Origin of the sequence: Pseudacidovorax intermedius, assembly GCF_003350475.1 — a bacterium.
GTDB classification, from domain to species: domain Bacteria; phylum Pseudomonadota; class Gammaproteobacteria; order Burkholderiales; family Burkholderiaceae_C; genus Xenophilus; species Xenophilus intermedius.
This window is the reverse complement of record NZ_QQAV01000005.1, coordinates 202,380-228,999: the sequence shown is the minus strand read 5'-3', so window position 1 is coordinate 228,999 and position 26,620 is coordinate 202,380. Positions and strand designations below refer to the sequence as shown.

The following is a 26,620-nucleotide window of genomic DNA, read 5'->3' as shown; positions in this document are numbered from 1 at the left end:
GATGGCGTCCTCAGCCGCCGGCGGGCGCCAGCCCGTCCCAGCAGAGGTACTTGATCTCCATGAATTCGTCGATGCCGTGGCGCGAGCCCTCGCGGCCCAGGCCGCTCTGCTTGACCCCGCCGAAGGGCGCCACCTCGTTGGAGATGAGGCCGCAGTTGATGCCCACCATGCCCGATTCGAGCCCGGCCGACACGCGCCACAGGCGTGCGGCATCGCGACTGTACAAATAGGCTGCCAGGCCGAACTCTGTGGCATTGGCCATCTGCAGCGCCTCCTGCTCGGTGTCGAAGCGGAACACCGGCGCAAGCGGGCCGAAGGTCTCTTCCCGCGCCACGGCCATTGCCGGTGTTGCGCCGACCAGCACCGTGGGCTCGAAGAAGCGACCGCCCAGCGCATGCCGCCCGCCGCCGTGGGCAATATGGGCGCCGTGCGCGCAGGCATCGGCAATGTGGGCCTCGACCTTGGCCACGGCCGCGTCGTCGATCAGCGGGCCGAGCTGCGAGCCGGCCTCCAGCCCCGGGCCCACGCGCAGCTGCGCGACCCGCCGGACCAGGCGCTCGACGAAGGCGTCGTGCACGCCCGACTGCACCAGCAGGCGGTTGGCGCTGATGCAGGCCTGGCCGGTGTTGCGGAACTTGGCGGCCACGGCGCCTTCCACGGCCGCATCCAGGTCCGCGTCGTCGAAGACCAGGAAGGGCGCGTTGCCCCCCAGCTCCATCGAGCACTTCTTGATGGTGTCCGCCGCCTGGGCGAGCAGCAGGCGCCCGACCTCGGTGGAGCCGGTGAAGGTGATCTTGCGCACCAGCGGATGGGTGCACAGCACGCCGCCGATGGCCCGCGTGTCGTGGCCGGTGAGCACGTTGAAGACGCCGTCGGGCACGCCGGCGCGCCGGCCCAGTTCGGCCAGCGCCAGCGCGGTCAGCGGCGTCTGGCTCGCGGGCTTGACCACCATGGTGCAGCCGGCCGCCAGCGCCGGTCCTGCCTTGCGGGTGATCATGGCCGCGGGGAAGTTCCAGGGCGTGATGGCCGCGCAAACGCCGATGGGCTCGCGCAGCGTGACGATGCGGGCCGTGGTGCGCGGCCCGGCCAGCACCTCGCCGGCCACCCGGGTCGCCTCTTCGGAGAACCAGCGCAGGAAGGAGGCCGCATAGTCCACCTCGGTACGCGCCTCGGCCAGCGGCTTGCCGCCTTCGAGCGTGATCAGCGTCGCGAGGTCTTCCCGGTGCGTCACCATGCCGTCGTACCAGCGCCGCAGCACATCGGCTCGTTCACGCGCCGTGGTCGCGCGCCAGCGCAGGAAGGCGCGCTGGGCGGCCTCGATCGCGGCCTCGGTCTCGGCCTCGCGCAGCCGCGGCAGCTCGGCGAGCAGCGTGTCGTCGGCCGGGTTGTGCACGGCCGAGCGGCCATGGGGCGTCTCGTCGATCCAGCGGCCATCGACGAAGGCCGCGCTTCGCAGGAGGCAGGCGTCCTGGAGCAGCGATGCAACGGGCGATGCGTTCAGCATGGATGGCGCCCCGTCATGAAGGCGCTGTCGGCATCGGCCGTGACCGGCAGGCCCGAGGCCACCAGGCCCTGCCGCAGCATCTTCATCAGCCGGTCGGGCACCCGCATGGCGGGCCCGCGCAGCGGCCCCCCGTTGAAGCCGGCCAGCCAATCCTGGTACTTCCACATCGTGCGGTTGAGCACGCCGGTGCCGCCCGCGTAGGTCTGTGCAGCGGCGCCATTGGCATTGCGCGCCGGGCCGACGCGCCAGTAGGCCTCCATGGCGGCGTCCCATTCGCCGCGACGGGCCAGCTCGAAGGCGCGCGGGTAATAGTGGCTCATCCACTGCGTGTTGCTGGTGCCCGAGAACTGCAGCTGCATCAGGCTCATCATGGGAATAGCGTCGCCCTCGATGGGGCAGCTGATGACCACCTCGTCGCGGAAGTGGCGGTACATCTCGCACAGCCCGGCGATGAGCGGGAAGCCCTGCTCGGACTTGATGGCGACGATGTTCGGGCAGTCATCGAGCAGCCGGCGCACCAGGCTCACCGACATGCCGGCCGGGTGCACCCGCTCGAAACCCCACAGGGGAATGGGAAAGAGCATCACCGCCAGGTCGGTCGCCTCGCAGAAGGCTCGGGTGTAGTCGTAGATCTCCTGCTCGGTCGTGGGCCAGAACTGGGGCGGGTACGACAGCAGCACGATGTCGGCGCCGGCCTTCTGCGCCAGCTGCACGGCCTCGATGTTCTCGGCCAGCGTGCCGAAGGCGGCATGGAAGAACAGGCCCATCTCCTGGCCCACGGTGTCGCGGGCCCAGGCGGTGAACTGGGCGTTCTCCTGCGGCGTGATGGCCACCTCGCTGCACAGCAGGGTGTAGCGGTAGCCCAACTCGCGCGCCAGGGCCACGTCATGGCGGATGCCGGCTTCGTTGAGCCGCTTGAGGTCGGCCGAGTAACTGGGAATGGTCACGGCCGAGCAGCCGGTCAGGTGTTCGCGCGCCCAGGCACGGGCGTCTTTGCGGGCATAGGAGGGCATGGAAAGTCTCCGGTGGAAGGGAAATGGATTCGTCACTTGGCAACCGGCACGATGGACCGCGCCAGTGCCTGCCCGTGGCCGCTGGCCAGGGCACGTTGGAGCAGCACCTCGGCCACGACGACGTCCTGCAGCGCCGAGCCGACCGACTTGTAGAGGACGATGTCCTCCGCCTTGCGGGGCAGCCGTCCGGCCACGAGTTCGGTGAGCGGGTGCAGGCGGTCCTCGAAGGCCACGCCGGCCGACCGGGCGGCCAGCATGTCGCCCGTGTCGTGCGCCACTTCCTCGGGCATGTCGGCCACGATGAAGGCGCTGCGGGCCACGGTGTCCGCGTCGACCTCGCGCTGCTCGGGCAGGGTGGAGCCGATGGAGACGACGGTGGTGCCGACGTCCAGCCAGCGGCCCTGTAGCACCGGTGTCTCGTCGCGGCTGCGGGCGGCGCACAGCACCACGTCCGCGCCGGCCACGGCCGCTTCGGCACTGGGGCTGGCCTGCACGTCGTCGCACAGTTGCTGGTGGAAGTCCGCCGCGAAGGCCTTGCGGCGCTGAGGCGTGGGGCTGTAGACCCGCACCCGCGACAGTGCGCGGGCGGCGGCCAGTGCCGACAGCAGGCCCCGCGCCTCGAAGCCCGCACCGATCACCGCCACGCTGAGCGGCCGCCGGGGCGCTGCGGCATCCACGGCCAGGGCCGCCGTCGCGGCGGTGCGGATGCCGGTGATGCGGTTGCCGTCGATGAGGGCGGCCAGCGCGGTGGTGCGCTGGTCGAACAGCGACACCAGGTAGCTCGCGCACCGCGCCGTCATCGACGCGGCGATGAGCTTGCAGCCCATGTGCGCGCCGGTGGGCGAGACGGCGCTCAGTCCCCGCAGCCAGAGGCCGTCGCCGCGGGCCATGGAGCGAGGGGGCACTGCTGCCGGTGCGGTCGGTTGGGCATAGGCCTGGCGCAGGGCGGCGATGGCGGCCGGCCAATCGGCCAGTTGGCCCACGTCCTCGTCACTGAGGAACAGGGTCGGCGGCGGCGCAGAAGCCGCTTCTGAGTGGGGCGAGCCCATGGTGTCTCCTTGGAAAGAGACCCGATGCTAAGGAGCCCCTGCCTCCCAGGCGAGCGCATCGGCGCGAAAGCAGAATTCGCGCAAACGCAAAGCGGAGAGACTCAGCCGTGCAGCCGCAGCACACCCGGCGCCAGCGTGCGCAGCAGCGCCGCCACCGAACGCGTGGCCAGCGTGCTCGGCCGTTGGGCCGTCTCGGCCAGTACGACCGCGCGGGTGAGCGTGGGGCGCGCGATGCGCACCACGGCAAGCTGGCGCGCGAGCGGCGCGTCGAGCGTGCCGGCGGTGATGGCCACGCCGCCGCCACTGGCCACCATCTGGTGCTGGAGCCGGATGGAATCGGCCTCGAGCGCGCAGGTCAGCGCGACGCCACGGTCCCGCGCCAGCTTCACCAGCCGGGCCCGCAGCGGATGCGGGTCGCTCGGCAGCACCAGCGGCAGACCGGCCAGCTCATCGAAGGAGACGGTCTTGCGCCCGGCCAGCGGATGCTGGCGCGGCATCACGAGGTTCAGGTGCAGCCGCGCAAGCACGGGCTCGGTGGCGTCGTCCGGCGTGTCGGTCTCGCGCAGCAGCGTGGCCATGTCGAGCCGGCCCTGGCCCAGCCACTCCTCCAGCTGGCCGCTGGCGCCCTCGGTCAGGTGCAGGCGCACCTCGGGCCATCGCCGACGCACCTCGGTGAACAGCGGCCCGGCCAGCACGGCCACGGTGGAGGGCAGCAGGCCGAAGCGCACGTCGCCCATCGGCAGTCCGCTGCGGGTGCGCATCTCGTCGGCGAGTTGCGCCGCGTCGCGCAGCAGCGCCTCGATGCGCGGGCGCACCTGCTCGCCGAACTCGGTCAGCACCACGCCGCGGCCGGTGCGCCGGAACAGCCGGGCCCCGGCATCCGCCTCCAGCTGGGCAAGGGTGCGGCTGACCACCGAGGCCGGCATGTCCAGCGCGACGGCAGCGCCCGTGACGCTGCCGGCCTGGGCGATCTTGACGAAGAGCTGCCATTTGGCGTCCAGGATGGTGGGGGTTGCTGCGGCCATGCCGGGATTGTGCGCACCCGCGCCATCCGTATTCGCCTACAAAAGGCCAGCCTTGGAGCTGGATGTCGGTGCGCCATGCTCGCCGCACGGTGTCGCCTACCGCTCGGCCGTGCCGGGCAGTGCGTCACCCTGCCTGCTGGAAGGAGCCCTGCATGAGCCTGTCCGACCTCATCCGTACTTACCGGGAGCGCCTGGTCGACGAATGGGCCAGCTATGCGTCGGCGCAGATCAAGGCCGCACAGGTGCTCAGCCGGGACGATCTGCGCGACAGCGCCGGCAAGCTGTTCAGCGCCATCGCGGACGACATGGAGAAGATCCAATCCGAGAAGGCCCAGCGCGACAAGTCGCATGGGCTGCGGCCTGGCAACTCCGAGGCGATCACGCGGCATGCGCTGGTGCATGCGGATGCCCGGTTGGCGCAGGGGTTCTCGCTGCTGGCCCTGATTGCCGAGTACCGCGCGGCGCGTGCCAGCGTCATGCGGCTGTGGGCCGAGAAGGGCGCCAACGAGGCGACGGACGCCGAAGAGATCGTGCGCTTCAACGAGGCCATCGACGAAGCCCTGAATGTGTCGGCCAACTCGGTGGAGGACCAGCTTCACCACGGCCGCGACCTGTTCCTCGGCGTGCTGGGCCACGACATGCGCTCGCCGCTGGGCGCGATCATGTCGGGCTCGCAGGTGCTGCTCAAGGACGACCACCTGTCGCCCGTCTAAACCAAGGTCTCCGCGCGCATCTACAGCAGCTGCGTGCGGCTGCGCCAGATGCTGGACCAGCTGCTGGACTTCACCCAGACCCGCCTGGGCCGCGCCCTGACCCTGCACCGCCAGCGCACCGACCTCGGCCCCGTCGCCCGCCATGTGATCGACGAGCTGGAGGCCTATCACCCGGCATCCACCTTCGTCCTGGAGCGCGACGGGGACCTCAACGGCGACTGGGACGCCGGCCGCCTGGCGCAGGTGATCTCCAACCTGGGCGGCAATGCCGTGCAGCACGGCCGCGCCGAGCGGCCGATCACCGTGCGGCTGCAGGGCTTGGCCGCCGAGGTGCGGGTGTCGGTGCACAACGAAGGACCGGCCATCCCGAAGGAACTGCGGGCGCGCATCTTCGACCCGCTCACACGCGGCGCCGGTGGCCGGCTGCCGCCGCACAAGGGCAGCATCGGCCTGGGGCTCTACATCTGCCGCCAGATCGTGCTCGCGCACGGGGGCACCATCGAGGTGGCCTCCGACGCGCAGGGCACCACCTTCCGCTTCACGCTGCCACGCGAGACCGCGCCCGAAGCGGCGCTGGCGCTGGCACCCGGCCCGCAGCGCGCTGCGCCATGACGAAGATCGGCAACGCCAACAACGCACAGCCGGCCAGCACCGCGAATGCCAGGCCGAAGTGCCCCTCGCGTCCGACCACACCGTTGGCCACCCCGGCACTCAGCGCCGCACCGACGCCCTGGCAGGTGAGCACCAGGCCCAGCGCCAGGTTGTAGCGGCCGGAGCCGCGCACATAGCGCTCGACCATCAGCGGCGTGGCCACGCCCAGCGCACCGGCGGCGATGCCGTCCAGCACCTGCACCGGCAGGTTGGCCCACACGCTCGGAAAGGCCCAGGCCAGCAGGCCGCGAACCGGCAGGATCAGGATCGCGAGATAGATGAAGGCCGACAGGTCCCAGCGCCGGCTGCGCGACACCCACAGCGCCACCGGCACCATGGTGAGCTGCGCCACCACGATGGCCACGCCGGTCCACAGCAGCGGCGCCGCATCCGGCTGGGTCGCCGCCAGCCGCTGGTTGAGCAAGGGCAGCATCGCGGCATTGCCCAGGTGGAAGAGGGCGCAGGTCAGCGCGAAAAGCCACAAGGCCTTGTGGCGCAGCAGGTCGCCGAAGCCTTCCGGCGCCGCAGGCGACGTTGGCCGGCCTTCCGAGCGCGGGGCCGCGTCGACGCCGCGCGCGGCCGCATGGTCGATGTCACCAGCCCGGATGGCCACCACGCACAGCAGCGCGCCCACCGACATGGCCAGCATCACGGCCATCATCCAGGGCGCCCCGAACAGGTGAGCCACCACGCCGGCGCCGAGCGCCGAGACGATGTTGCCCGCATGGCTCCAGGCCTCGTTGCGGCCTGTCTGGCTGCGCAGGCCTTCCTGCCGCGCCAGGCCAAGCGTGAGGCCGGCCAGCGCAGCGGCGAGCAGGGCCCCTGCCGCGCCGGCCACCGCCTGCGACGCGATCAGCAGCGCCGGCGAGCGTGTGGTGAAGGCGAAGGCGCTGCCCAGGAGCACCAGCACCACGGCGACGCCGAGCAGCAGGCGCTTGGCGGCCGAGCGGTCCACCCACGCGCCGGCCAGCGGTGTCATCACCACGGCGGCCAAGCCGCCAGCGGTCAGGGTCGCGCCGATCAGCGCCTGGTCCACCTGCTGGCTCTGCAGGTAGGTGGCCAGGAAGGGCCCCAGGCCATCCCGCACATCTGCAAGGAAGAAGGCCATCCAGGCCAGGGCCGTGAGGGAGCCGGCCGTGGCCGTGGAGGCAGAGGGCGCCATGCGCAGGGAGGGGGCCCCGGGCATCGTTCGCGTGGTCGGGGGGCTGGACATGGGCGCCTCGAACGCGCGTCAGCGCGGCGCCAGCGCGTGGCCGTTGACGGTGCGGGCCTCCATCACGCGACCCTGCCCACCTGCGAGCGGGCGCGAGGGGCCGTCGGCCTCGACCTCGTCGCCGACCTCCAGCCCGGCCAGGGCGAAGCCCTCGGGCTTCAGGTGCACGAAGTCGCCGGAGTCGAGCACCACGCCATTGGGCACACCATGCTTCGCATGGTTGATGCGCACCACCCGCCCGCGCACCGGGCCTTCGGTGTGTGCGGATTCGACCGGCTTGCCCGCCACATGGCTCAGGCGGTGGAAGTCGTAGACCACATGGTCGCCTTCGCCCTTGTCGGAAGGCTGGCGCAGGCTGCCTTCCACGGTCACGGACTGCCCGGGCTGGAGGTGGGCGAAGGCATCGGCCGCGGTCTCGTCGTGCTTGTCGAACACGAACTGGGTGGGGATGCCGTAGGTGTCGATCAGCAATCCCTCGTAGCCGCCGCGCGGGCTGTAGATGAGGTGCTGGAACTGGCCTTCGACGGCATAGACGTCGATCATTTCTTCATGGTGGGGCATGGATGCTCCTGTTCTTGGCAAAAGGGAGAGGGATGGCGGCGCAGGCATGCCGCGCCGCGTTGGCGTGGGCGCGGATCAGACGCTCTCAGACCGGCCGGCGCTGCGGTCCCGGCACCGGGCCGGGCCGGGGCGCAGGCATGTCCACGCTGCCGGAGAGCACGTCCTGCAGGGCCTGCGGCGAGGCGCCCAGGCGCGTGGCCTCCAGCGCGGCACCCAGCGGACCGCGGGTGCCCCAACCCTGCGCATACAGGGGTGCGCCAGGCTGCAGCAGGCCGCTGATCATGCGACCCACATGCGGCGGGAAGCGCACGATGGTGCCGTCTTCCAGCAGCACGCCGTTGACGTCGCCACGGCCGGTGGCGAGCACGCGGACGATGCGGCCGCCGGCGTTCATCGCGGCCAGGGCGCCCATCGGACGCGGTGCGGGCGGCACCGCACCGGGGGCCGGGGGCTGGTCGACCACCATGCGGCCGCGCGCGCCGATCTGCTGCGCCTGGATGGGCGCGCCATCCGTCGCACGCAAGCCGGTGACGTCGATGCGCTCGCCGGGGCGGACCATCGCCGTCAGCTCGGCCGACAGGTGGGGCGGAAAGCTGATCTGCGTGCCGTCCTGCAGCAGCAGGCCATCGGCCTCGCCGTTGGGGTTGATCAGCCAGCGTGCCAGGGTGCCGGAGACGCTGGCCTGCGCCATGGGCTGGATGCCCAGCGGACCGGCGACCGGCATCGGCCGCGGCTCGGGCAGCGGGGCCGCCATCGGGCCGGGGCGTGCTTCCGGCAGCGGCGCGGGCAAGGCCCCCTGCGCCCGCGGCGCGCCCATCGGGCGCGGGGCGGCGTCGGTCATCGGAAAGACGGGCGCGGTGGGCTCGGGGGGCTGCGGCGCCGGCTGGGCACCGGCGATGCCGGAGGCGGCGATCAGGCCGGCCAGCAGGCCGGCGCGAAGGGGAAGTCGGGTCAAGGTCATGGCGTGCTCCTGTTGACGGATGCCTGACCAGTTCCAAAACCCGTGCCAGCGGCGCTTCCCTTTCAAATCAACGACTTGGCCGTCGCTCCAGCGCTGCGCTTGGCTGCGCAGCGGACAAGGGTTGTCCGCGAACACGACAGCGCGAGGGACGCTCCGGTGCCGGAGCGCCCGCGCTCACTCCAGGCCGTACTGCGCCAGCTTGGTATAGAGCAGCTGCCGGTGGATGCCCAGCTGCCGGGCTGCCATCGACCGGTTTCCGCCTGCCGCGGCCAGGGCATGCTGCAGCAGCAGCTTCTCCAGGCGCTCCACCGCCTCGGGCAGGGTTGCGTCGTACCAGTCGGGGGACAGGCCCTCGGCATCCGCCGCCTCACCCGCGGGTGTGCCGCTTGCGGGCAGGTCCACCTGCGCGATCACGGCGCCGCGCTGCAAGGCGTGGCAGCGCTCCATGGCGTTGCGCAACTCCCGCACGTTGCCGGGCCAGTCGTAGGCCATCAGGGCGCGGGCCGCCTCGGCCGACAGCCGCTTGGCCGGGCCCGGCGCGGCCGCCAGCCGCAGGAAATGCTCGGCCAGCGGCACGATGTCCGCCAGCCGTTCGCGCAGCGGCGGCAGGCGGATGGGTAGCACGTCGAGCCGGTAGCGCAGGTCTTCGCGGAAGCGGCCATCGCGCACGGCCTGGGCCAGGTCGCGGTGGGTGGCGGCCACCACGCGCACATCCACCTTCTGCACGCGGTGGCTTCCCACGGGCGTGACCTCACCTTCCTGCAGCACGCGCAGCAGCTTGGCCTGCACCTCCAGGGCCATGTCGCCGATCTCGTCGAGCAGCAGCACGCCGCCGTTCGCCGCCTTGAAGCAGCCGGTCCGCTCGGCCACCGCGCCGGTGAAGGCGCCCTTGACGTGCCCGAAGAGCTCGCTCTCCAGCAGGTCCTTGGGGATGGCGGCGCAGTTGACGGCGACGAAGGGCCCATCGGCCCGGTCCGAATGGCGGTGCAGGGCGCGGGCCACCAGTTCCTTGCCGGTGCCCGTCTCGCCGATCACCAGCACCGGCGCCCGGCTGCCCGCGGCCAGGCCGATGCGCTTGTGCACCTCGCGCATGGCCTCGCTCACGCCGATCAGCTCGCCGTCGTCCGCCATGGCCTGGGGTGCCGGCGCGGCGGAGGCGGGCGTGGCCGAGGCCAGCGCGCGACGCACGGCGTCGATCACGGCATCGCGACCGACGGGCTTGGCCAAGTGGTCGAAGGCGCCCAGGCGCATGGCCTCGATGGTGCCGGCACTGCCCGCATGGGCGGTGAGCACGATCACCGGCGGGCGGCGCGCCAGCCGCGCGTTCATGGCGGCCAGCGTCTGCAGGCCGTCCATGCCGGGCATGCGGTGGTCGAGGAAGACCAGGTCCACGCGGCGCGCGCCCAGCAGGGCCAGGCCGTCCTCGCCGCTGGACGCGGTCTGCACCGTGTGGCCCAGGCTTTCGAGCGTCTCGCGCAGCGAATCGGCGAAGGCCGCGTCGTCATCGACGATCAGCAGGTCTGCCATGGCATCTCCAGGATGAAGCGGGCGCCGGGCGCGCCGGGTTCGTGGCGCAGCTCGCCACCGTGGGCAAAGGCCACCTCGCGTGCCAGCGCCAGGCCCAGGCCGGTACCGTCGGCGCGCCCGGTGCCGAACGGTTCGAAGAGGCGGCCGCGCAGCGCCTCCGGCACGCCCTCGCCGTCGTCGCTGACGGTCAGGACGAGCTGGCCACGGTCGGCGTCATGGCGGGCTGCAAGCTGCACTTGGCCGCCGGGACTGCGGGCATGGCGCACGGCGTTGTCCAGCAGGTTGTCGACGGCGCGGGCCAAGTGCATGGGATCGAAGACGACGTGGTCCGGGGCGCCTTCGATCAGCACCAGCCGTACCTGACGGGACGCGGCACCGGCGCTGGCCGCGGCCAGGCGCTCGTCCAGCCAGGCGGGCAGGTCGACCGGCTGTGGCTTGAGCTCCAGCGGCTGCACCAGGGCCAGCAGGCTCTGCACCACGGCATCGAGCCGGTCGATCTGGCCGACGATGGTCTGCAGCGCGCGGCCCTGTGCCGGCGTGTCGCCGGCCAGCGCGTTCTCGGCCTTCAGGCGCATGGCGGCGATGGGGTTGCGAATCTCGTGGGCCACGGCCGAGCTCATGCGGCCCAGGGCCGCCAGGCGCATGTCGCGGCTGCGCTGGGCCTGCGCCTCGCGGGCGGCAGCGCGGGCTTCCTCGAAGCGGCCGGCGAAGCCGTTGTAGCTGGCGACGATGCGATCCAGCTCGTCCAGGCCGGTGCGCGGCAGCCGCGGCATGGCATCGGCGGGCGCCGCCGCCAGGGCGCCTTCGAGCCGCCGCAGCCGCGCCTGGCCACGGTAGAGCAGCCAGCCCAGCCACAGCCCCGAGAAGACGATGGCCGCCACCAGCGCGGCGATGCCGGCCCGCAGGCCGCCTTCGGCCGCTACCGCCCCGAGCTGGGTGCGCGTCATGGTCCAGGCCGATGCGCCACCCACGTTCAAGGGGCAGGCGGCCACGATCAGCAACTCGCGGCTGCCGCGCACCTGCTGGGTCTGGGCGCGGCCGGTGTCCACCGCCTGGCGCGCCAGCTGTTCGAGCAGCGGACGCTCCGCAGGCGGCACGTCGGTCTTCACGCCGCCGCCCTCGTAGGTGGGATAGGCATAGCCCAGCATGCCGCCGTCCCGGCTCCACACGCCACCTTCCACATAGGGCGCCTCGGTCAGCACCAGTTGCAGCAGCACGCGCGCGAGGTCCGTCTGCAGCACGGGCGCGGGCGGGGCCGACTGGGCGTAGCGCTGGGCCAGCTGCCCGCAGGCCTGCTCGACCCGGGCGCGGCCCACCTTCATCTGCATGGCGGGGCTCAGGCGGTACAGCCCGAGCAGCACCACGCCGAGCAGCAGGCAGATGGCGATGAGCAGCGCCCAGAACACGGCAAGTTGCAGGCGAAGCGATCTCATCAAGGGGCAGGGCGGGGTGGCACAGGGAAAAGGCGGGCCAGTATGCGCGAGGCCTACAAGTACCCGGAATGGCCCTACATCCTCCGGGTGCGTCAGACGCTGGTGAGGCGGAACGTCGTACAAACCGCTGCCCATGTCGTCCCTCCCGGTCTTTGCCGCCCGTCCCACGGCCCCTGCCATTCCTGCCCGCGAGGTACTCCCGCGCGGCGCCTTGGCGCTGGTGCTGGCCATGCTCGTACTGCTGTGGGCGCTGCCGCCGGTGCTCGCCTACCAGTCGCCGCCGTGGGACAACGTGGAAGAGCTGTTCTGGGCCCAGCGTTTCCAGTGGGGTTACTACAAGCACCCGCCGCTGCCGACCTGGATCATGGCGGTGCTGGTGCGCCTGGCCGGCTCCGAGCCCTGGCTGACCTACGTGGCGGGCGTGGGCTGCGGGGCCGGCGCGCTGTACCTGTTGTGGCGCTGGGCGCGCGAATGCATGCCGCCGCAGCGGGCCCTGCTGGCGGTGGTGCTGGCGTCGCTGGTGGCCTACCACCTGCCGCGCACCGTCGTCTTCAACCACAACACCGTGCAGTTGCTGCCCCTGGCCGGCTACTGGTGGATGCTGTGGCGCACGCTGTGCCGCAGCGACGCCCGCGCGCGGCACTGGATCGCACTGGGGGTGTTTGCCGCGCTCTCGCTGCTGACCAAATACAGCGCCGTGGTGCAGTTCGCGGTGGGCGCCCTGCTGCTGATGCAGGCCGGTCGCTGGCGTGAGCCGCGCATCTGGCGCGGCCTGACGCTGGCGGCGGCCGTGGCCCTGGTGCTGCTGTCGCCCCACCTCTACTGGGCCCTGACCCACACCGACCAGACCCTGGGTTACGCCGCCGCCTCGGTCGAAGGCCACGGAAACCGGCACCACCGCACCCTGCAGCTGCGCCAGCAGCTGGGCATGCAGGTCGGCCGGCTGCTGCCGATGCTGGTGGTGGTGGCCCTGGCCTTCGTGCTGCGGCCGAGGGCCAGCGCGCCCCCGGCTTCGACCGGGACAGCGGCGTCCGACGCGCTCCGGGCCGAGGATCGGCGCTTCCTGGCCTGGGCGGCCTTCGGTCCGGTGGTGCTGGTGCTCGCTGCCATCACCCTCCTGGGCACCAAGGCGCACGGCCACTGGTTCACCACCTTCTTCCTGCCCCTGCCGCTGTGGCTGGCGATGCGCGTGCCGGGGCTCGATGCCGAGCACTGGCGCCCGCGACGCTGGGCGGTGCTGCTCGCCGCCGCCGGCCTCTTCCACGCGGTGGGCGCCATCGGCGGCGCCTGGGCCGAGGGCGGCGGCGAGGCGCGCCGGGGCCACATCACGCGCGGCAGCCTGCCCTCGCAGCAGATCGCGGACCGGCTGCAGGCCGTCTGGCATGCCCATGTGCCCGACCGGCCGCTGCCCCTGCTGGTGGGCGACACCTGGTTCGCCGGCGCGGTGGCGCTGAAGCTGGGCCCACCGGTGCAGCTGTGGATCGACGGCGAGGAACGCACCTCGCCCTGGATCGCGCCCGGTGCGCTGGAACGCGAGGGTGGCATGGTGGTGATCCTGGACACGCGGCCCTTCCAGTCCGAATGGCCCACGCTGGAGACGCGGCTGGCGCAGACGGACTGCCAGGGCCGCATCGAGCTGCCGTGGGCGCAGGGCAGCACGCGAACGGTGTCCATGCGATGGGGCCTCGCGCTGCCGCATGAGCAGGCGGCGGCCGGCGATCGCTGCGCCGCCGACCCGGCCCAGAGCCGCTGAGCCGCCCGTCCGCGCAAGAGGCGGCCTGCGCGGCAGGCACGCAATGTGCGGCAGAAGGCGCCATGAGCCTCCTGCCCTCCACGCAGACACTGCCCCTTCCGCGCGAACTGCCGCAGCGCCAACGCCTGGCCGACGAACTCCACGCGCGGCCCTTCGAGACGCTGGCGAGCCCGGGCCGGGTACTGTCGGTGGCCACACTGCGGGCCGGTGTCGCGCAGGACGCGCAATGCCTGGCCCACCTGGCCGAGCTGGACCCGGCGGCGCCGGATGCCATGGGCACGACCCACGTCCGCCTGCAATGGCGCGGCCTGCGCATCAAGTGGGAGCGGCATACCGAGTTCTTCAGCCTGAGCATCTTCTGCGAGCGCGGGGAACACGGCAGGGGCGGCACCTTCGACACCGGCTGGCTGGATGTGCTGCCATCGGGCTGGCTGGCACGGCTGCCGGGCGAGATGGTGTCGGCCACGCTGGTGGCGCTGCAGCCCTGCGCGGGCGAACCACCGCATGTGCGCGAGGTGGCGCCGCTGTTCGGCGGCGAGCCGGTCGTCGGCAACCGCATCGCCGATGGCGCCGCCACCGTGATGACCGACCTGCGGACCGTGGAGGGTGTGACCCGCTTCCTGGTGTTCGACCACCGGCTCAACCGCCGCCGCGCGGGCCGCACCGTGCAGCGGCTGGTGGAGATCGACACCTACCGCATGATGGCCCTGCTGAGCCTGCCGCTGGCCGCGCGCCGCATGGGAGAGCTGGGCGCGGAGGAGTCCCAGCTCGCCTCGCTGATGGAGCGCTTCCGTGGCGCCGCGGAAGGCGACGAGGCCCTGCTCGCAGAACTGGTGAGCCTGGCCGCACGCGTGGAGCAGGCGCTGGCCGATCACGGGGCCCGCTTCTCCGCCACGCGGGCCTACAGCGGCATCGTGGACCGCCGCATGGCGGAGCTGCGCGAGGTGCTGCTGCCCGGGCTCCAGCCCTTGTCCGAATTCCTGGACCGGCGCTTCCGCCCCGCCGTCGACAGTTGCGCAGCGACGGCTGCGCGCCAGGCGGAACTGTCCGGGCGCATCGCCCGCGCGGCGCAGCTGCTGCAGACCCGTTCCGAGGTGGAGCGTGAGCGGCAGAACCAGGCCCTGCTGGCCTCGCTGGACCGGCGCCAGGGCATGCAGCTGCGGCTGCAGGAGACGGTGGAAGGCCTGTCCGTCATCGCGATGAGCTACTACGGCGTGGGCCTGGCCGGCTATGCCCTCAAGCCGCTTGCCAAAGCGGCCGGCATCAACGAGGTCTGGCTGGTCGGCGCCCTGGTGCCGGTGGTGGTCGGGGTGGTGATGTGGAACCTGCGGCGGCTGCGGCGCCACCTCGCGTCGGCGCATTGACGCTGGACGCCGGCCTTCCAGTGTGGACCGAGAACTGGAAGCGCGGCTTTCGGCAGCGTCCGGTTTCAACGCCGCGGGCGCGGCTTCAAGTCAAGCCGTGGCAACGACTTAAGCGCCCTCGTTCGGTGTTTTCCCTGAGCGACCGGGAACTGGCGCGCGACTTGTAAGAAGCCTGGGGCCGCCGAGGAGCGGTCCCACGACGAGGCCGCACAGGTCAAGGAGACAAGCCCAGATGGAAACCTTCTACGAGGTCATGCGCCGGCAAGGCATCTCGCGCCGCAGCCTGCTGAAGTACTGCTCGCTCACCGCCACGTCGCTCGGCCTCGGCCCCGCCTTCGTGCCGCAGATCGCCCATGCCATGGAGACCAAGCCACGCACACCGGTGCTGTGGCTGCACGGGCTGGAGTGCACCTGCTGCTCCGAGTCCTTCATCCGCTCCGCGCACCCGCTCGCCAAGGACGTGGTGCTGTCCATGATCTCGCTGGACTACGACGACACGCTGATGGCCGCCGCCGGCCACCAGGCCGAGGCCATCCTCGAAGAGATCATGACCAAGTACAAGGGCAACTACATCCTGGCCGTGGAGGGCAACCCCCCGCTCAACCAGGACGGCATGAGCTGCATCATCGGCGGCAAGCCCTTCATCGACCAGTTGAAGCACGTCGCCAAGGATGCCAAGGCCATCATCAGCTGGGGTTCCTGCGCGAGCTGGGGCTGCGTGCAGGCCGCCAAGCCCAACCCCACGCAGGCCACACCCGTCCACAAGGTCATCTTCGACAAGCCCATCATCAAGGTGCCGGGCTGCCCGCCGATTGCCGAGGTGATGACGGGCGTGATCACCTACATGCTGACCTTCGACCGCATCCCCGAGCTGGACCGCCAGGGCCGCCCGAAGATGTTCTACAGCCAGCGCATCCACGACAAGTGCTATCGGCGGCCGCACTTCGACGCGGGTCAGTTCGTCGAGGCCTTCGACGACGAGTCCGCGCGCAAGGGCTACTGTCTCTACAAGGTCGGCTGCAAGGGCCCCACCACCTACAACGCCTGCTCCACGGTGATGTGGAACGAGGGCACCAGCTTCCCGATCAAGGCCGGCCATGGCTGCATCGGCTGCTCGGAGGACGGCTTCTGGGATAAGGGCTCGTTCTACAACCGGCTGACCGACATCCACCAGTTCGGCATTGAGGCCAACGCCGACAAGGTCGGCGCCACGGCTGCCAGCGTGGTGGGGGCCGCCGCGGTGGCCCACGCGGCCGCCTCGGCCATCAAGCGCGCGGCGCAGAAGCGCGAGCAGGACAAGGACACGACCTCCAGGGTCTGAGACGGAGACGACACGACATGGGTGCCTACGAAACTCAAGGCTTCAAGATGGACAACTCCGGGCGGCGCATCGTCGTCGACCCGGTGACCCGCATCGAGGGCCACATGCGCTGCGAGGTCAACGTCGACAGCAACAACGTGATCCGCAACGCCGTCTCCACCGGCACGATGTGGCGCGGTCTGGAGGTCATCCTCAAGGGCCGCGACCCGCGCGATGCCTGGGCCTTCGTGGAGCGCATCTGCGGCGTGTGCACCGGCTGCCATGCGCTGACCTCGGTCCGGGCGGTGGAAGACGCCCTGGGCATCACCATCCCCAAGAACGCCTACCTGATCCGCGAGATCATGGCCAAGACGCTGCAGGTGCACGACCATGCCGTGCACTTCTATCACCTGCATGCGCTGGACTGGGTGGACGTGGTCTCCGCGCTCAAGGCCGACCCCAGGAAGACCAGCGAGCTGCAGCAGACGGTGTCGCCCTCGCATCCGCTGTCCTCGCCCGGCTACTTCCGCGACATCCAGAACCGGCTGAAGAAGTTCGTCGAGAGCGGCCAGCTCGGCCCCTTCATGAACGGCTACTGGGGCAGCAAGGCCTATGTGCTGCCACCCGAGGCCAACCTGATGGCCGTGACCCACTACCTGGAGGCGCTGGACCTGCAGAAGGAATGGGTCAAGGTGCACACCATCTTCGGCGGCAAGAACCCGCACCCCAACTACCTGGTCGGCGGCGTGCCCTGCGCGATCAACCTCGACGGCACGGGCGCCGCGGGCGCGCCGATCAACATGGAGCGCCTGAACTTCGTCGAGGCCCGCATCCGGGAAATGATCGAGTTCAACAACAACGTCTACATCCCGGATGTACTGGCCATCGGCACGCTCTACAAGCAGGCGGGCTGGCTGCACGGCGGGGGCCTGTCGGCCACCAACGTGATGGACTACGGCACCTACGAGAAGGTCATGGGCCAGGCCGCCACCCAGCAACTGCCGGGCGGCGCCATCATCGGCGGCCACTGGGACGAGATCCTGCCGGTGGACCCGCGCGACCCCGAGCAGGTGCAGGAGTTCGTGGCCCACAGTTGGTACAAGTACGCCGACGAGACCAAGGGCCTGCATCCCTGGGACGGCGTCACCGAGCCCAACTACCAGCTCGGCGCGGGCACCAAGGGCACCCGCACCCACATCCAGGAGCTGGACGAAAGCGCCAAGTACTCCTGGATCAAGTCGCCGCGCTGGCGCGGCCACGCGGTGGAGGTGGGGCCGCTGTCGCGTTACATCCTGGGCTATGCGCATGCGCTCAAGGGCCACAAGTACTCCCAGCGCGTGAAGGAGCAGGTCGAGAGCTCCGCACGCATCATCAACACCGACTTCCCCAAGGCCCTGGGCCTGCCGACGACGGCCTACACGGCCAAGCAACTGCTGCCCACCACCATCGGCCGCACGCTGGCGCGTGCACTGGAATCCCAGTACTGCGGCGAGATGATGCTGGCCGACTACCAGGAACTCATCGGCAACATCAAGGCCGGCGACACGGCCACCGCCAACGTCGAGAAGTGGGACCCGGCCACCTGGCCCAAGGAAGCGAAAGGCGTCGGCACGGTGGCCGCGCCGCGCGGCGCGCTGGGCCACTGGATCCGCATCAAGGACGGCCGCATCGAGAACTACCAGTGCGTGGTGCCCACCACCTGGAACGGCTCGCCGCGCGACACCAAGGGCCAGATCGGCGCCTTCGAGGCCAGCCTGATGAACACGCCCATGGTCAACCCGGAGCAGCCGGTGGAGATCCTGCGCACCCTGCATTCCTTTGACCCGTGCCTGGCCTGCTCCACGCATGTGATGAGCCCAGACGGCCAAGAACTCACCACCGTCAAGGTGCGCTGACCCCACAAGAACAGGAGACATACCATGCAACGCTCGAACACGAAGGCCTGCCGCGGCGGTCTGGCCGTGCTGGCCCTGCTGGCGGCCGGTGCCGCCCAGGCCCACCCGGGACACGGCACGGAAAGCTTCGTCGATGGCTTGGCCCATCCCTTCTCCGGCTTCGACCACCTGCTGGCCATGCTGGCCGTGGGCCTGTGGTCGGCGGCGGCGCTGCCGGCGGGGCGGCGGCTGGCCGGGCCGGCCGTCTTCCTGGCGATGCTGCTCGTGGGCGCGGCGCTGCCGCAGTTCGGCGTGCAGTTGCCGGGCGTGGAAGTTGGTGTCGCGCTGAGCGTGGTCGCCCTGGGTGCGCTGATGATCGCGGCCCGCTCGACGACGCTGCAGCTGCCCATCCCCGCGGGCCTGGCGCTGGTGGGCTTGGCCGCATTGCTGCACGGCATGGCGCACGGCGCCGAGCTGCGCGCGGGCCACTCCTTCGCCGGCTATGCGATCGGCTTCATGACGGCCTCGGCCCTGCTGCACGGTGCCGGTCTTGCCGCCGGCAGCTGGCTGCAGGCGGGTCGCGGCTGGGCGTGGCGCACGGCCGCGGGCCTGATGGGCCTGAGCGGCCTGGTGCTGCTGGCCGGGCGCCTCTGAGCCGGCCACCGCGGAAGGACGCTGCCATGTCCCCCACCAGCACCTCCCATCACGGCCTCTCGCGCGACGACATCACCGATGCCGGCGAGGTCGCCGCTGCACGCTCGATCAAGTCGGTCTACGTCTACGAAGCGCCGGTGCGCATCTGGCACTGGGTCAACGCCGCGGCCATCACCGTGCTGGCGCTGACGGGCTACTTCATCGGCTCGCCGCTGCCCACGCAGCCCGGCGAGGCCAGCGCCAACTACCTGATGGGCTACATCCGCTTCGCCCACTTCGCGGCCGGCTATGTGCTGGCGGTCGGGCTGATCGGCCGCCTCTACTGGGCGCTGGTGGGCAACCACCATGCCCGCGAGCTCTTCTGGGTGCCGCTGTTCCAGCGCGCCTACTGGGCCGAGATGTGGGGCATGGTCAAGTGGTATGCCTTCGTGGCCGCCCGGCCCGGGCGCTATGTGGGCCACAACCCGCTGGCGCGCTTCGCGATGTTCTTCGGCTTCCTGCTGCTGACGCTGTTCATGATCGTCACCGGCTTCGCGCTGTATGCCGAAGGCGCGCAGCGCGACTCCTGGCAGGACCGGCTGTTCGGCTGGGTGATCCCGCTGTTCGGCCAGTCGCAGGACGTGCACACCTGGCACCACGTGGGCATGTGGGCGCTGGTCTGCTTCATCATCCTGCACATCTACGCGGCCATCCGCGAAGACATCATGGGCCGCTCCAGCGTGGTGAGCACCATGATCTCCGGCCACCGGACGTTCAAGGACTGAACAGCCCATGAGCCTCGTGCAGCGCACCGACCCGTTGCCGCAGCGCCCGCCTGCGGGCGTGCCGGTGCGCCTGCCGACCCACCCGGGCCGCTTCCTGCAGCGGCACTACCTCGCGCCGCTGGCCATCAACCAGAGCGACGCTGCGCGGCGCCTGGGCATGTCGCGGCGGCGCCTGCACGAGATCGTGCATGGCCAGCGCGCCGTGTCGCCCGACACGGCCCTGCGCTGCGCCCTGGTGTTCGGCAGCGACACCGCCTTCCTGCTCGCCATGCAGTCCGCCTGGGACAGCTTCCACCTCTGGAAGCAGATGCGCGCCCAGTCGCGCCCGGGCACCCACTCCTGATCCGCCCCGCCATGGACCCGCTACGCCCCACTGCGCCCGAAAACGCCTGTCACCCCTCGGGTGACAGGCCCGAGACGATCTGCGTGCTGGGCATCGGCAACGTGCTCTGGGCCGACGAAGGCTTCGGCGTGCGCTGCGTCGAGGCCCTGCAGCAGCGCTACGAATTCGCATCCCACGTGCAGCTCATCGACGGCGGCACCCAGGGCCTGTACCTGGTGCAGCATGTGCAGCAGGCCGGCCGGCTGCTGATCTTCGACGCCATCGACTACGGCCTGGCGCCGGGCGAACTCCGGCGGGTCGAGAACGAGGACGTGCCCCGCTTCATGGGCGCCAAGAAGATGAGCCTGCACCAGACCGGCTTCCAGGAAGTGCTGATGCTGGCCCTGCTGACCGAGAAGTACCCGCAAGAGGTGCTGCTGGTCGGCTGCCAGCCCGAGGAGATCGAGGACTACGGCGGCAGCCTGCGCCCGGTGGTGCGGCAGGCGCTGGAGGACGCGCTCGCGCTCGGCGTGGACACGCTGCGCCGCTGGGGCGCACAGCCCGCGCCGCGGCAGCGGCCGCTGAGCGAGGTCGAGAGCGTCACCTTCGCCGAACTGGCCCTCGGCCGCTACGAGTCGCAGCGGCCGGGCGAAGACTTGGCCTGCCGCACCGGCGACGAGCGCTTCATGCCCACGCGGGAGGTGTCCTGACCATGTGCATCGGCATTCCCATGCAGGTGCTGGCGCTCGAACCCGGCCATGCCCTGTGCGAGGGCCGCGGCGAGCGCCGCCGCGTGCGCACTGCGCTGATCGGCGAGCCGCGGATCGGCGACTGGCTGCTCGTGTTCCTGGACAGCGCGCAGGAGCGCATCTCGCCGGAACGCGCCGCGGAAGTGAACGCCACGCTGGACCTGCTGGCCGCCGCGCAGAACGGTGGCAGCGCCCGCCTGGACGCCGCCTTCGCCCTGCCTTCGCAACTGAGCGCAGCGGACCTGTCCGCGCTGACGGGCGCCACCCCCATCACGGAGACCACCCCATGAGCACCGAATCCCTGCTGAGCCTGCCCGTGCAGGCCCCCAAGTCCGTGCCGGACACCTCGCCGCTGGTGAGCCGCCTGGCCGAATCCTGCGGCGCCACCTGGGTGGATGCCGACACCCTCGACGCCTGGGCCGCCGAGGGTGGCGACCGGGTCGTCCTGCTCGCGGGCGACCCGGTGCGCCATCCGGAAGGACTGGACGTGGCCGTCGTGCTGCCCGAGCTGCAGCGCAGCCTGCCGGGCCGCTTCGCGATCGGCGTCGTCCGCCGCCACAACGAGGAGGCCGTGGCCCGCCGCTATGGCGCACAGCGCTGGCCGACGCTGCTCTTCCTGCGCGACGGCCAGTACGTGACGACGCTGCCCGGCATGCACGACTGGGACGTCTTCCTGCGCAAGACCGAGGAGGCGCTCGCCGCACCCGTCTCGCGGCCGCCGGGCATCGGCATTCCTCTGGTTTCCGCCGCCGCCGATGGCGCCGGCTGCCACTGAACCCTTCGACCGCGGACACCCCATGAAAGACTTCCCCATCCCCGTGCGCAGCATCGGCCCCGGCAGCCAGGTCGAGGACGAGGTGCTCCACTACATGCCCATGCCCCAGGGCATGGAGACCTTCCGCGCGCCGTTGCTGCCTGAACCCGAACAACTCGCCGGCCGCGAGCGCGCGCATGCGGCGCTGCGAGAGGCGCTGGCCCAGCTGGAGGCCGTCTGCCAGGGCGCCGGCACGCGCCAGGTCGACCTGGCCGGTCTGGACGCGGCCGACCTCGCGCTGGTCAACCAGGTGCTGGGCGAGGGCGAGGTCAGCGCCGTCGTGCACCCCGCCGGTGAGGCCGGGCTGGCCGTGCAGGTGCAGGAGGCCGTGTTCGCCGGCGTCTGGCGCGTGGTGACCACGGCCGATGGCCGCGTGGTGTCCGATGCCATCGAGCTCGGCGCCATCCCCGAGGTGCTCAAGCAGGTGGCCCGCCAGGACGTCGACCCAGTCGTGCCCCGCTGGCAGGGCGCGCTGCCGCCCAACGTGCAGAACGCGCCGGCCCTGCTCGCCGAGATCGAAGACCAATGGCGCGTCTGGCGCCCGGGCCAGGCGGCGCATGTGGTCAACCTCACGCTGCTGCCCATGTCGGTGGAGGACATCGGCTTCCTCGACCACCACCTGGGCACCGGGCGCGTGCTGATCCTGTCGCGCGGCTACGGCAACTGCCGCATCACCAACACGCTGCGGCCCCACACCTGGCGGGTCGTCTACTACAACTCGCAGGACGTGGTCATCCTCAACACCGTCGAGATCAGCGAACTGCCCGAGGTGGCCCAGGCGGCCGCCGAAGACCTCGAGGACTCGCTGGAGCGCCTGAAGGAGGTGCTGGCGTGGGTGGAGCAGGCATGAGGGCGTGCCGGGCGCCGGGCCGCTCCCGGGCCGCCACGCATCGCCTCAGGGAATTGACCGCCGTGGTGGCGGGCGAGGGGCGGGCATGAGCTTCGAGGGCAGCTACCTGGGCGACGCCGCGCGCCTGCGGGCCGAGGCGCGGCTCGAATGCAAGATCTGCTGGTGGGTCTACGACCCGGCGCTGGGCGACGAGGTCTGGCAGGTGCCGCCCGGCACCGCCTTCGCCGACCTGCCGGCCTGGTGGCGCTGCCCCCAGTGCGATGGCGATCCCGACCAGTTCATGGTGCTGGCGCCATGAGCGACCTGGCGGCGCGCGTGCAGGCGCTGGTGGCGCTGTTCCGCCATGTCGAGCGCACCCGCATGGCGGGCGTGCCGGTGCTCCATGCCGCGCTGCAGGTCGAGGCCGTGGGCTTCGAGCCCGTGCCGGTCGAGCCGCCCGAGACGCCGGCCGCGTTGGGGGTGCTGCTGACGCCCTGGTTCATGAACCTCGTGTGGCTGCCGCTGCAGCCCGACGCACGGACCGACCGGGTGGGGCAGGCGCGCGTGCGAGCGGTCGGCACCACGCGCTTCGAATTCATCGGCGCCTGCGAGGCCGGTCTGGGCGCCTACGAAGCCTGCTCCCTCGCCTCGCCCATGTTCGAGTTCGCCGACCAGGCCCAGGCCCGCGCGACCGCGCGGGCGGTGCTGGACGCGTTGCGGCCACCCGCCGCGGCGGTCTCGAAAGGGCGCCGCGGCTTCCTGCTCGGCCGCTCGGCCGTCGAGGCAAGGCCGTGAGCGGCCTGGACCGCCTGGCCGGTGTGCTGCGGCTGCGGCCGGGTGCGCCTCGGCCGCAGAACCTGCGCAACGACCGGCCCGACTGGGCCGGCAAACTGACGCAGGGCAAGGCGCCGGCCGAGGTGCCGGGGCTCCTCGCCAGTCTCTACAGCCTGTGCGGCCACGCCCACCGGCTGGACGCGCAGATGGCTTTGCAGGCGGCACAGCACGGCGACGCACCCGTCGATGCCGCGGCGGCCCGCACGCTGCAGCACGAGACGCTGTGCGAGCACGTGCGCCGCATTTGCCTGGACTGGCCTGCCGCGCTGTCGCCCGCCGCAGCGCCCGGCGCGACCCGGTCGCTGCAGGTGTGCCCATCCCTGCGCGTGCGAGACGCCGACCCGGGCGACACCCGCCTGTGGCTGCAGCAGCATCTGCTGGCCATGCCGCCCGCCGACTGGCTGCGCGGCTGGGAATCCTCGCCCGGCTGGTGGGCCGACTGGAGCGAGGGCAGCCCGGGCTGGTTGCCCGCGCTGGCGCGCGACGCACGCCTGGCCGCCGACTGGCCGGTAAGCGCGGCCGCACCGCTGCACGTGCATGCCGACGTCGCATCGCTGCACCAGCTCGCCGCCAGCCTGCGCGACACGCCCAGCTTCACCCGCCAGCCGCGCTGGCAGGACCATGAGGCCGAAACCGGCAGCTGGACCCGCGTGAACGACGCCGCCCGTCCCATGCCGGCGACGCCCTGGCAGCGGCTGGGCGCGCGCATCGCGGAGCTGGTGCGGCTGAGCCTGCCCGACGAATCGGGCCGCAGCGGCACCGGCTGGCTGGCCTTCGGCGCGCGCCAGGTCGGGCCCGGCGAAGGGCTGGCGTGGGCGGAGATGGCGCGCGGCCTGCTCGTCCACCACGTCATCCTGGACGAGGCGGGGCGCGTGGCCGCCTACCAGGTGCTCGCGCCGACGGAATGGAACTTCCACGCCCACGGCCCCGTCGCCACGGCACTGGAGCAGCTGCATCCGGCGCAGGGCGCCCTGGCGCAGCGTCGCATCGCGGCGCTGGTGGCGGCTTACGATCCCTGCGTGCGCTTCGAGGTCGAGGCGCAGCCCACGCAAGAGGAACGCGCCCATGCATGAAGCCAGCCTTGCCGGAGGCATCCTGAAGCTCGTGGAAGACGCCGCGCAGCGCGAGGCCTTCGGGCGCGTGACCGTGCTGCGGTTGGAAGCCGGGCGGCTGGCCGGCGTCGAGGTGCGGGCCCTGCGCTTTGCGCTGGAGGCCATCGCCCCCGGCACCGTTCTGCAGGGCGCCGAGATCGCCATCGAAGAAACCGATGGCCAGGCCTGGTGCCTGCCCTGCGCCGCGACCGTGCCGCTGGCCCGGCGCGGCGACCCTTGCCCGCACTGCGGCAGCCATCAGCTCCAGCCCACGGACGGGACCGAGCTGCGGGTGCTGGACCTGTTGGTAGACGATTGAGGAGACGACGATGTGTGTGGTGTGCGGATGCGCCGACGGCGGCGACGGAGCGACCCAGGCCCACGGCCATGGGCACGAAGAAGGCCATGATCACGGCCACGATCACGACCATGTCCACGTGGACCCGAAGCATGGCGACCTGCATTTCGGTGCCGGCGCGGCGCGCGTGTCGGTGCCGGGCATGAGCCAGGCCCGCACGGTCAAGCTGGAGGCCGACATCCTCGGCGAGAACCGCCGCATCGCCCGGCAGAACCGCGGCCACTTCCAGGCCCATGGCGTGACGGCACTCAATCTGCTGTCCAGCCCCGGTTCGGGCAAGACCACCCTGCTGTGCGCCACCATCGAGGCGCTCAAGAGCCGCACACCGCACGTGGACGTGGCCGTCATCGAAGGCGACCAGCAGACCAGCTTCGACGCCGACCGCATCCGCGCCACCGGCGCACCGGCCGTGCAGGTCAACACCGGCAAGGGCTGCCACCTCGATGCACCGATGGTGGCCGAGGCCTTCGGCCAGCTGCACAGCCACGATCACCACCACCACGGCCATGGCGAGGCGGCCGGCAGCCTGCTCTTCATCGAGAACGTCGGCAACCTCGTCTGCCCGGCGCTGTGGGACCTGGGCGAGGCCGCCAAAGTGGTCGTTCTGTCGGTCACCGAGGGCGAGGACAAGCCGCTGAAGTACCCCGACATGTTCGCCGCCGCCGAGCTGATGGTGCTCAACAAGGTGGACCTGCTGCCGCACCTGCGCTTCGACGTGCAGCGCTGCATCGACATGGCCCGGCGCGTCAACCCGACGCTGCAGGTGCTGCAGCTGTCGGCCACGACGGGGCAGGGCATGGATGCCTGGCTCGACTGGCTGCTCGAATGGACGGCGCCCCGGGACGCCAGCCCGCATGCGCTGCGCGCCCGTGTCGCCGCACTCGAGGCCGAGCTGGCCCAGGCCCGCGCCGCGCTGGAAAGCTGATGCCGGCCGTGCTCGCCTTGGGCGCCTGGCTGAAGAACGCGGCCTGCCTGCTCGACGGCGCCGGCGCCCGGTGGTCGCCCGTGCACGGCGACCTCGGCGACCCCGAGGCCTGCCGCGCGCTGGACGCCTCGGTGCGGCGCCTGGCAGCCGAATCGCGCCGGCCCCTGGCCGGCGTCGCGCACGACCTGCACCCCGACTTCTTCAGCACCCGCCTGGCCGTCGAGCTGGCCGCCGCCTGGGGCGTGCCTGCCGTGCCCGTGCAGCATCACCATGCCCACATCGGTGTCGTCATGGCCGACCATGGCCTGGAGGAACCCGTCCTTGGCCTGGCCCTCGACGGCGTCGGCCTGGGCACCGACGGCACGGCCTGGGGCGGCGAGCTGCTGTGGGTGGCGCCGCGTGAATGGCGCCGCATCGGGCGGCTGTGGCCGCTGCAGCTGCCCGGCGGCGATGTGGCTGCGCGCGAACCCTGGCGCATGGCGGCCTCGGCCCTGCAGGCCCTGGGGCGCGGCGGCGAGATCGAGGCGCGCTTCGCGCCCGTCGTCGGCGCGCCGGCCGCCAAGGCCGTGCAGCGCATGCTGGCCGCGGGGCTGAACTGTCCCGTCACCAGCAGTGCCGGCCGCTGGTTCGACGCCGCCGCGGGTGCGCTCGGCCTGAGCGTCAGGCAGGCGCACGAGGCCGAGGCGGCCATGGCGCTGGAAAAGCTCGCGGCGCAGCACATGGCGCAGGCCGAGGTGCGGCCCCGAGAAGACCTCGTCGATCCCCAGGCCCTGCAGCACCTGGACCTGCGACCGCTGCTCGGCCACCTGCTTGCCCACCCGCTCGACGGCCCTGCGGCGCCCGAGGCGGCGGCCTGGTTCCACCTGTCGCTGGCCCATGCCCTCGCCGACTGGGCGGCGGCCGCGGCGCGCGAGACCGGCGTGCGCACCGTCTGCCTCGGCGGCGGCTGCTTCTTCAACGCGGTGCTGGCAACGCACGTGACCGGGCGGCTCGCGTCGCACGGCCTGCGTGTGCTGGCGCCGCGATCCACGAACTGCGGCGACGCCGGCCTATCCCTGGGCCAGGCCTGGGTCGCCGCCCGCCAACTGGCAACCCTGACCGAGGCCGCCCCATGTGCCTAGCCATTCCCACCCGTCTGATCGAGATCCGCCCGGGCGCACAGGCCCTCGTCGAGCTCGGCGGCATCCGCAAGCAGATCTCCATCGCCCTCGTGCCCGAGGTGGTGGTGGGCGACTACGTGATCGTCCATGTCGGCCACGCCATCGGCCGGATCGACCCGGAGGAGGCCGAGCGCACGCTGCGCATGTTCGGCGAACTCGCCGCGCAGGAGGCCCAGTGA

Annotated in this window: 29 protein-coding genes; 20 read left to right on the top strand and 9 right to left on the bottom strand. The window is 71.7% G+C overall.

The genetic code is table 11. From position 1 onward, the window contains the following. Positions 1 to 10 precede the first annotated feature (10 nt). The 4 genes from DFR41_RS15005 to DFR41_RS14990 form a co-directional block, all read right to left on the bottom strand. Positions 11 to 1,504, bottom strand: coding sequence for an NAD-dependent succinate-semialdehyde dehydrogenase (locus tag DFR41_RS15005; RefSeq protein WP_114803286.1), 1,494 nt, complete (start codon positions 1,502 to 1,504; stop codon positions 11 to 13). Further along, entirely contained in the window at positions 1,498 to 2,517 is a 1,020-nt protein-coding gene (locus tag DFR41_RS15000; RefSeq protein WP_114803285.1) for a dihydrodipicolinate synthase family protein, read from the bottom strand. Before DFR41_RS15000 ends, DFR41_RS15005 begins: the two co-directional genes overlap by 7 nt. Before the next feature lie 32 nt (positions 2,518 to 2,549). Then, positions 2,550 to 3,566 (bottom strand): ornithine cyclodeaminase family protein, encoded by a 1,017-nt coding sequence (locus DFR41_RS14995; RefSeq protein ID WP_114803284.1) that lies wholly within the window; start codon positions 3,564 to 3,566, stop codon positions 2,550 to 2,552. Positions 3,567 to 3,667: 101 nt separating this feature from the next. Continuing rightward, positions 3,668 to 4,591 carry a LysR family transcriptional regulator gene (locus DFR41_RS14990; protein ID WP_114803283.1) on the bottom strand — a complete coding sequence of 308 codons (924 nt, stop codon included), beginning with the start codon at positions 4,589 to 4,591 and terminating at the stop codon, positions 3,668 to 3,670. 152 nt (positions 4,592 to 4,743) lie between these two features. On the opposite strand from DFR41_RS14990, the gene DFR41_RS14985 reads away from it, so the two are divergent. Both DFR41_RS14985 and DFR41_RS14980 read left to right on the top strand, forming a co-directional pair. Next, positions 4,744 to 5,304, top strand: a complete 561-nt coding sequence (locus DFR41_RS14985) for an RsbRD N-terminal domain-containing protein (RefSeq protein ID WP_170159379.1) — start codon at positions 4,744 to 4,746, stop codon at positions 5,302 to 5,304. Positions 5,305 to 5,337: 33 nt separating this feature from the next. Further along, positions 5,338 to 5,916: a sensor histidine kinase gene (locus DFR41_RS14980; RefSeq protein WP_114803281.1), complete on the top strand. Its 579-nt coding sequence runs from the start codon at positions 5,338 to 5,340 to the stop codon at positions 5,914 to 5,916. Here DFR41_RS14980 and DFR41_RS14975 read toward each other — a convergent pair. The 5 genes from DFR41_RS14975 to DFR41_RS14955 all read right to left on the bottom strand — a co-directional run bounded on the left by DFR41_RS14975 (position 5,843) and on the right by DFR41_RS14955 (position 11,650). Next, positions 5,843 to 7,117 carry an MFS transporter gene (locus DFR41_RS14975; RefSeq protein ID WP_244917760.1) on the bottom strand — a complete coding sequence of 425 codons (1,275 nt, stop codon included), beginning with the start codon at positions 7,115 to 7,117 and terminating at the stop codon, positions 5,843 to 5,845. The genes DFR41_RS14980 and DFR41_RS14975 overlap by 74 nt on opposite strands. Positions 7,118 to 7,186: 69 nt before the next feature. Continuing rightward, positions 7,187 to 7,729: a hypothetical protein gene (locus DFR41_RS14970; protein WP_114803280.1), complete on the bottom strand. Its 543-nt coding sequence runs from the start codon at positions 7,727 to 7,729 to the stop codon at positions 7,187 to 7,189. A gap of 85 nt (positions 7,730 to 7,814) precedes the next feature. Further along, entirely contained in the window at positions 7,815 to 8,690 is an 876-nt protein-coding gene (locus DFR41_RS14965) for a hypothetical protein (protein ID WP_211322595.1), read from the bottom strand. Between the two features lie 174 nt (positions 8,691 to 8,864). Continuing rightward, positions 8,865 to 10,217: a sigma-54-dependent transcriptional regulator gene (locus DFR41_RS14960; RefSeq protein WP_114803279.1), complete on the bottom strand. Its 1,353-nt coding sequence runs from the start codon at positions 10,215 to 10,217 to the stop codon at positions 8,865 to 8,867. Continuing rightward, the gene (locus DFR41_RS14955; RefSeq protein WP_114803278.1) at positions 10,202 to 11,650 is read right to left on the bottom strand and encodes a sensor histidine kinase; all 1,449 of its coding nucleotides are present in this window, start codon (positions 11,648 to 11,650) and stop codon (positions 10,202 to 10,204) included. The genes DFR41_RS14960 and DFR41_RS14955 overlap by 16 nt, the downstream gene beginning before the upstream one ends. A 133-nt stretch (positions 11,651 to 11,783) precedes the next feature. Between DFR41_RS14955 and DFR41_RS14950 the strand changes: the two genes are divergently transcribed. From DFR41_RS14950 to DFR41_RS14865, 18 genes are all read left to right on the top strand, one after another. Beyond that, entirely contained in the window at positions 11,784 to 13,403 is a 1,620-nt protein-coding gene (locus DFR41_RS14950; protein WP_114803277.1) for a glycosyltransferase family 39 protein, read from the top strand. 62 nt (positions 13,404 to 13,465) lie between these two features. Continuing rightward, positions 13,466 to 14,767, top strand: coding sequence for a DUF3422 family protein (locus DFR41_RS14945; RefSeq protein WP_017758694.1), 1,302 nt, complete (start codon positions 13,466 to 13,468; stop codon positions 14,765 to 14,767). Positions 14,768 to 14,999: 232 nt separating this feature from the next. Then, positions 15,000 to 16,088 carry a hydrogenase small subunit gene (locus DFR41_RS14940; protein WP_017758695.1) on the top strand — a complete coding sequence of 363 codons (1,089 nt, stop codon included), beginning with the start codon at positions 15,000 to 15,002 and terminating at the stop codon, positions 16,086 to 16,088. A 17-nt stretch (positions 16,089 to 16,105) separates the two neighbouring features. Beyond that, complete coding sequence (locus tag DFR41_RS14935) at positions 16,106 to 17,962, top strand: nickel-dependent hydrogenase large subunit (protein ID WP_114803276.1); 1,857 nt, start codon at positions 16,106 to 16,108, stop codon at positions 17,960 to 17,962. Between the two features lie 24 nt (positions 17,963 to 17,986). Then, positions 17,987 to 18,595: a HupE/UreJ family protein gene (locus DFR41_RS14930; protein ID WP_114803275.1), complete on the top strand. Its 609-nt coding sequence runs from the start codon at positions 17,987 to 17,989 to the stop codon at positions 18,593 to 18,595. A gap of 26 nt (positions 18,596 to 18,621) precedes the next feature. Then, positions 18,622 to 19,359 carry a Ni/Fe-hydrogenase, b-type cytochrome subunit gene (gene cybH, locus DFR41_RS14925; RefSeq protein WP_114803274.1) on the top strand — a complete coding sequence of 246 codons (738 nt, stop codon included), beginning with the start codon at positions 18,622 to 18,624 and terminating at the stop codon, positions 19,357 to 19,359. Between the two features lie 7 nt (positions 19,360 to 19,366). Next, positions 19,367 to 19,702 (top strand): HigA family addiction module antitoxin, encoded by a 336-nt coding sequence (locus DFR41_RS14920; RefSeq protein WP_114803273.1) that lies wholly within the window; start codon positions 19,367 to 19,369, stop codon positions 19,700 to 19,702. Between the two features lie 11 nt (positions 19,703 to 19,713). Then, positions 19,714 to 20,391: a HyaD/HybD family hydrogenase maturation endopeptidase gene (locus DFR41_RS14915; RefSeq protein WP_043115644.1), complete on the top strand. Its 678-nt coding sequence runs from the start codon at positions 19,714 to 19,716 to the stop codon at positions 20,389 to 20,391. 2 nt (positions 20,392 to 20,393) lie between these two features. Further along, positions 20,394 to 20,720, top strand: a complete 327-nt coding sequence (locus DFR41_RS14910) for a HypC/HybG/HupF family hydrogenase formation chaperone (RefSeq protein WP_017759532.1) — start codon at positions 20,394 to 20,396, stop codon at positions 20,718 to 20,720. Next, positions 20,717 to 21,205 (top strand): thioredoxin domain-containing protein, encoded by a 489-nt coding sequence (locus DFR41_RS14905; RefSeq protein WP_114803272.1) that lies wholly within the window; start codon positions 20,717 to 20,719, stop codon positions 21,203 to 21,205. The genes DFR41_RS14910 and DFR41_RS14905 overlap by 4 nt, the downstream gene beginning before the upstream one ends. 22 nt (positions 21,206 to 21,227) lie before the next feature. Further along, positions 21,228 to 22,094: a hydrogenase expression/formation protein gene (locus tag DFR41_RS14900; RefSeq protein WP_114803271.1), complete on the top strand. Its 867-nt coding sequence runs from the start codon at positions 21,228 to 21,230 to the stop codon at positions 22,092 to 22,094. A gap of 85 nt (positions 22,095 to 22,179) precedes the next feature. Beyond that, positions 22,180 to 22,392 carry a rubredoxin gene (locus tag DFR41_RS14895; RefSeq protein WP_114803270.1) on the top strand — a complete coding sequence of 71 codons (213 nt, stop codon included), beginning with the start codon at positions 22,180 to 22,182 and terminating at the stop codon, positions 22,390 to 22,392. Beyond that, positions 22,389 to 22,868: a [NiFe]-hydrogenase assembly chaperone HybE gene (gene hybE / locus DFR41_RS14890; RefSeq protein ID WP_114803269.1), complete on the top strand. Its 480-nt coding sequence runs from the start codon at positions 22,389 to 22,391 to the stop codon at positions 22,866 to 22,868. Before DFR41_RS14895 ends, hybE begins: the two co-directional genes overlap by 4 nt. Continuing rightward, positions 22,865 to 23,980, top strand: coding sequence for a hydrogenase formation protein (locus tag DFR41_RS14885; protein WP_114803268.1), 1,116 nt, complete (start codon positions 22,865 to 22,867; stop codon positions 23,978 to 23,980). Before hybE ends, DFR41_RS14885 begins: the two co-directional genes overlap by 4 nt. Continuing rightward, the gene (locus DFR41_RS14880) at positions 23,973 to 24,317 is read left to right on the top strand and encodes a hydrogenase maturation nickel metallochaperone HypA/HybF (protein WP_114803267.1); all 345 of its coding nucleotides are present in this window, start codon (positions 23,973 to 23,975) and stop codon (positions 24,315 to 24,317) included. The genes DFR41_RS14885 and DFR41_RS14880 overlap by 8 nt, the downstream gene beginning before the upstream one ends. A 10-nt stretch (positions 24,318 to 24,327) precedes the next feature. Further along, positions 24,328 to 25,281 (top strand): hydrogenase nickel incorporation protein HypB, encoded by a 954-nt coding sequence (gene hypB, locus DFR41_RS14875; RefSeq protein WP_114803266.1) that lies wholly within the window; start codon positions 24,328 to 24,330, stop codon positions 25,279 to 25,281. After that, positions 25,281 to 26,402, top strand: coding sequence for a Kae1-like domain-containing protein (locus tag DFR41_RS14870; protein WP_114803265.1), 1,122 nt, complete (start codon positions 25,281 to 25,283; stop codon positions 26,400 to 26,402). The genes hypB and DFR41_RS14870 overlap by 1 nt, the downstream gene beginning before the upstream one ends. Continuing rightward, positions 26,393 to 26,620, top strand: a complete 228-nt coding sequence (locus tag DFR41_RS14865) for a HypC/HybG/HupF family hydrogenase formation chaperone (protein ID WP_114803264.1) — start codon at positions 26,393 to 26,395, stop codon at positions 26,618 to 26,620. Before DFR41_RS14870 ends, DFR41_RS14865 begins: the two co-directional genes overlap by 10 nt.